The organism is Cellulomonas sp. B6, from assembly GCF_001462455.1.
GTDB lineage: Bacteria > Actinomycetota > Actinomycetes > Actinomycetales > Cellulomonadaceae > Cellulomonas.
In genome coordinates, this window is sequence record NZ_LNTD01000058.1 from 1 (window position 1) to 3,063 (window position 3,063).

3 protein-coding genes and 1 pseudogene are annotated in these 3,063 nt (G+C 77.0%); all 4 read left to right on the plus strand.

From position 1 onward, the window contains the following. Positions 1 to 137 precede the first annotated feature (137 nt). Positions 138 to 1,064, plus strand: coding sequence for an ABC transporter ATP-binding protein (locus tag ATM99_RS04315; protein WP_062101703.1), 927 nt, complete (start codon positions 138 to 140; stop codon positions 1,062 to 1,064). After that, a complete protein-coding gene (locus ATM99_RS04320; protein WP_062101704.1) occupies positions 1,061 to 1,930 on the plus strand; it encodes an ABC transporter permease in 870 nt (289 codons plus the stop codon). The genes ATM99_RS04315 and ATM99_RS04320 overlap by 4 nt, the downstream gene beginning before the upstream one ends. After that, positions 1,927 to 2,769, plus strand: a complete 843-nt coding sequence (locus ATM99_RS04325) for a hypothetical protein (protein WP_062101705.1) — start codon at positions 1,927 to 1,929, stop codon at positions 2,767 to 2,769. The genes ATM99_RS04320 and ATM99_RS04325 overlap by 4 nt, the downstream gene beginning before the upstream one ends. After that, positions 2,756 to 3,063, plus strand: a pseudogene (locus ATM99_RS04330) (two-component sensor histidine kinase); the annotation flags it as partial. The gene ATM99_RS04325 and the pseudogene ATM99_RS04330, both read left to right, overlap by 14 nt.

Sequence of the window (3,063 nt, forward strand, 5' to 3'; positions counted from 1 at the left end):
GGGGGACGGGCTCCTCCCGTGGGAGGAGAGCGCCGTCCCGGTGGTCTCCTCTCGTGGCAGGTGCTGGCGCACACCCTCGTCTCCGTAGCGTCGCCGACGGACGCCCCGCGAGGGGTCGGCACGGGCGAGGAGACGTGATGATCGAGGTGGAGGCGCTGACCAAGCGCTACGGGAGCACGACGGCCGTGGACGGGCTGACGTTCACCGCGCGGCCGGGCACGGTCACGGGGTTCCTGGGGCCCAACGGTGCGGGCAAGTCGACGACCATGCGCGTCGTCGTCGGGCTGGAGCGTGCGACGTCGGGCACGGCGCGCGTCGACGGGCGCCGCTACGCGGACCTGCCGGCGCCGCTGCACGCGGTCGGCGTCATGCTCGACGCGCGCTCGGTGCATCCCGGCCGCACGGCGTACAAGCACCTGCTGTCGCTCGCGCAGACGCACGGCATCGGCAGGGCGCGGGTTCGTGAGGTCCTGGAGCAGACGGGCCTGGAGGCGGTCGCGCGGCGCCGGGCGGGCACGTTCTCGCTGGGCATGGGCCAGCGGCTCGGCATCGCGGGTGCGCTGCTGGGCGACCCGCGGACGCTCATCCTCGACGAGCCCGTCAACGGTCTCGACCCCGACGGCGTGCTGTGGGTGCGCCGCCTGGTGCGCGAGCTCGCCGCGGAGGGCCGCACGGTCCTGCTGTCCTCGCACCTCATGCACGAGCTCGCGCTGTGCGCAAACCGCGTGGTCGTCATCGGCCGCGGGCGGCTGCTCGCCGACGCGTCGGTGCAGGAGGTCGTCGACCGCTCGGAGCGTGCCGGCGCGGTGCGCGTGCGCACCACCGAGCCCGAGCGCCTGGCCCGCGAGCTGCTGGCGGCCGGCGCCGAGGTGACTCCCCAGGAGGGCGGTGCGCTGCACGTGCGCGGCGTCACGGTCGACGACGTCGGCACGGCCGCGCAGCGCTGCGGCGCGGCGGTCCTCGAGCTCGCGGCCGAGCAGGTGTCGCTGGAGGACGCGTACCTGCAGCTCACGGCGGACGCGGTCGAGTACCGGGCCGCGGGGACCTCGGGCGGTGCGCGGTGAGCGCCGCGGTGGCGGCGGCGCCCGGTGGCGTCCGGTCCGACGCGCGGCGCGGGCCGACGTTCCCGCGCGTGGTCGCGTCCGAGTGGACCAAGCTCGTGTCGTTGCGTTCCCCCTGGTGGACCGGCGGCGTGACCGTCGTCGTGGCCGGGGTCATCACCTACCTCAGCGCGCAGGCGTCCTCGGTCGACCCGGGCTTCGACCCGGTCGGCTCGCTGAGCACCGGTCTCGGGCTCGCCCAGGTGGGGGCGCTCGTGCTGGGCGTCCTCGCCGGTGCCGGCGAGTTCCGCACGGGTGCGGCGCGCACCACGTTCACGGCCGTGCCGCGTCGTTGGCCCGTCGTCGCGGCGCAGGCGCTCGTCACCGCCGCGTTCGCGGCCGTGGTCGCGGTGCTGAGCGTCGCCGCGAGCGTCGTGGGCCTCCTGCCCCCGGCCGCTCGTCGCGGCATCGCGGTCGACGTCTGGGAGGGCGAGACGCCGGGCGTCATGCTCGGCATGGGGCTGTTCGTCGTCGGGCTGACGCTGCTGGGCCTCGCGATCGGCGTGCTGCTGCGGCGGACCGTCCCGGCGATGGTCACGACGCTCGTCGTCGCGCTGGTCCTCCCGGTGCTGCTCACGATGGTGGGCCCGCCGCCGCTCCCCGCCGACCCGACAGTGCTGGAGCCCGTCGCGCAGGTGACGGTCGGCGGCACGCTCATGGTGCTGTCGCCCGGCGGCGCCGCGCAGCTCATGACGTTCCCCGCGTCGTCCGGCCCGATGGAAGGCGCACCGGACATCGGCCCCGTGGGCGGTGGCCTCGTCCTCGCCGCGTGGGTGCTCGTGCTGCTCGTCGCGGCCGTGCTGCGGCTGCGACTGCGGGACGTGCGATGACGGCGCTCGCCGCCGGGCGGCGTGCGGACGGGGGTGCCGTGCTCGGCGCGCCCGTCCGCCGCGGGCCCACGGTCCTGCGCGTGCTGCGCGCGGAGACGACGCGGTTCACGAGCCTGCGCTCGAACGGCTGGCTCGTGCTCGGCACGGTCGTCGCCGCCGCGGCCGTCGCGTACGGGCTGGGGCTGTTCGTGCGGCCCGACGACGGCCGGTCCGGCTCGTGGGTGGTCACGTCGGGGTTCGTGCTCGCGCAGCTCGGGTTCCTCGTGCTCGGGGTGCTCGTCGCGACGGCCGACCACACGACGGGCACGGCCCGCACGACGTTCACGGCCGTGCCGCGGCGGCTGCCCGTGCTGCTCGCCCAGGTGGTCGTCACGACCGTCGCCGCGCTGGTCACCGGGGCGCTCGCGCTCGTCGCGTCGTGGGTCGCGACGGTCCCGGCGCGCGCGGCCGACGCCCCGGTGCTCGACCTCGCCGTGCCCGGCACCGCGCGGGCGCTGCTCGGCCTCGTGCTCGCCGGGGTCGGCGTCGCGCTGCTCGGCCTCGGCCTCGGTGCGCTGCTGCGTCGGCCCGCCGGTGCGATCGTCGGCGGTCTCGTGCTCGTGTTCCTCGGCGACCAGCTCCTCGCCGCCAACCCGGGCCGCTTCAGCGACACGCTGCGCGCGTTCCTGCCGTCCGCGGGTGCGCGCCTGCTGCAGGACGACGCCGCGATCGCCGCCCTCGACGCCGCCACGCGCGGCCCCCGGCTGGGCGTGTGGGGCGGGGGCGTCGTGCTCGCTGTCTGGGCCGTGGTCGTGCTCGTCGCCGCCGCATACCGCCTGGTGCGGCATGACGTCCGCTGAACCGCCGCACCTGCCTGCCGTCGTCGGCCGGGACGACCGCCCGGTCGACGCGCCGGGCGTGGGCCGCGTGGTCGCGCGCGTCGTCCTGCCCGGGCAGGACCCCGCGCGGGGGTGGGAGAGTGGGCGCGTGGTGGTCCGACGCGCGCCGGTGACGCAGCCCGCCGCACCCGCGTCGGCGCCGCTCACGGAGGAGCAGGTCGGCGACGGCACCGCGCTCGCGCGGCTCGTGCGCGCGCGGCCGTGGCTCGTCGACGTCGTGGTCGTGGTCCTCGTGGTGCTCGTCGGGCTCGTCGG

Excerpts from the sequence above, each read along its gene's own strand:
- ATM99_RS04315 (WP_062101703.1), top strand. The coding sequence starts at position 138 with ATGATCGAGGTGGAGGCGCTGACCAAGCGCTACGGGAGCACGACGGCC.
- ATM99_RS04325 (WP_062101705.1), top strand. The coding sequence starts at position 1,927 with ATGACGGCGCTCGCCGCCGGGCGGCGTGCGGACGGGGGTGCCGTGCTC.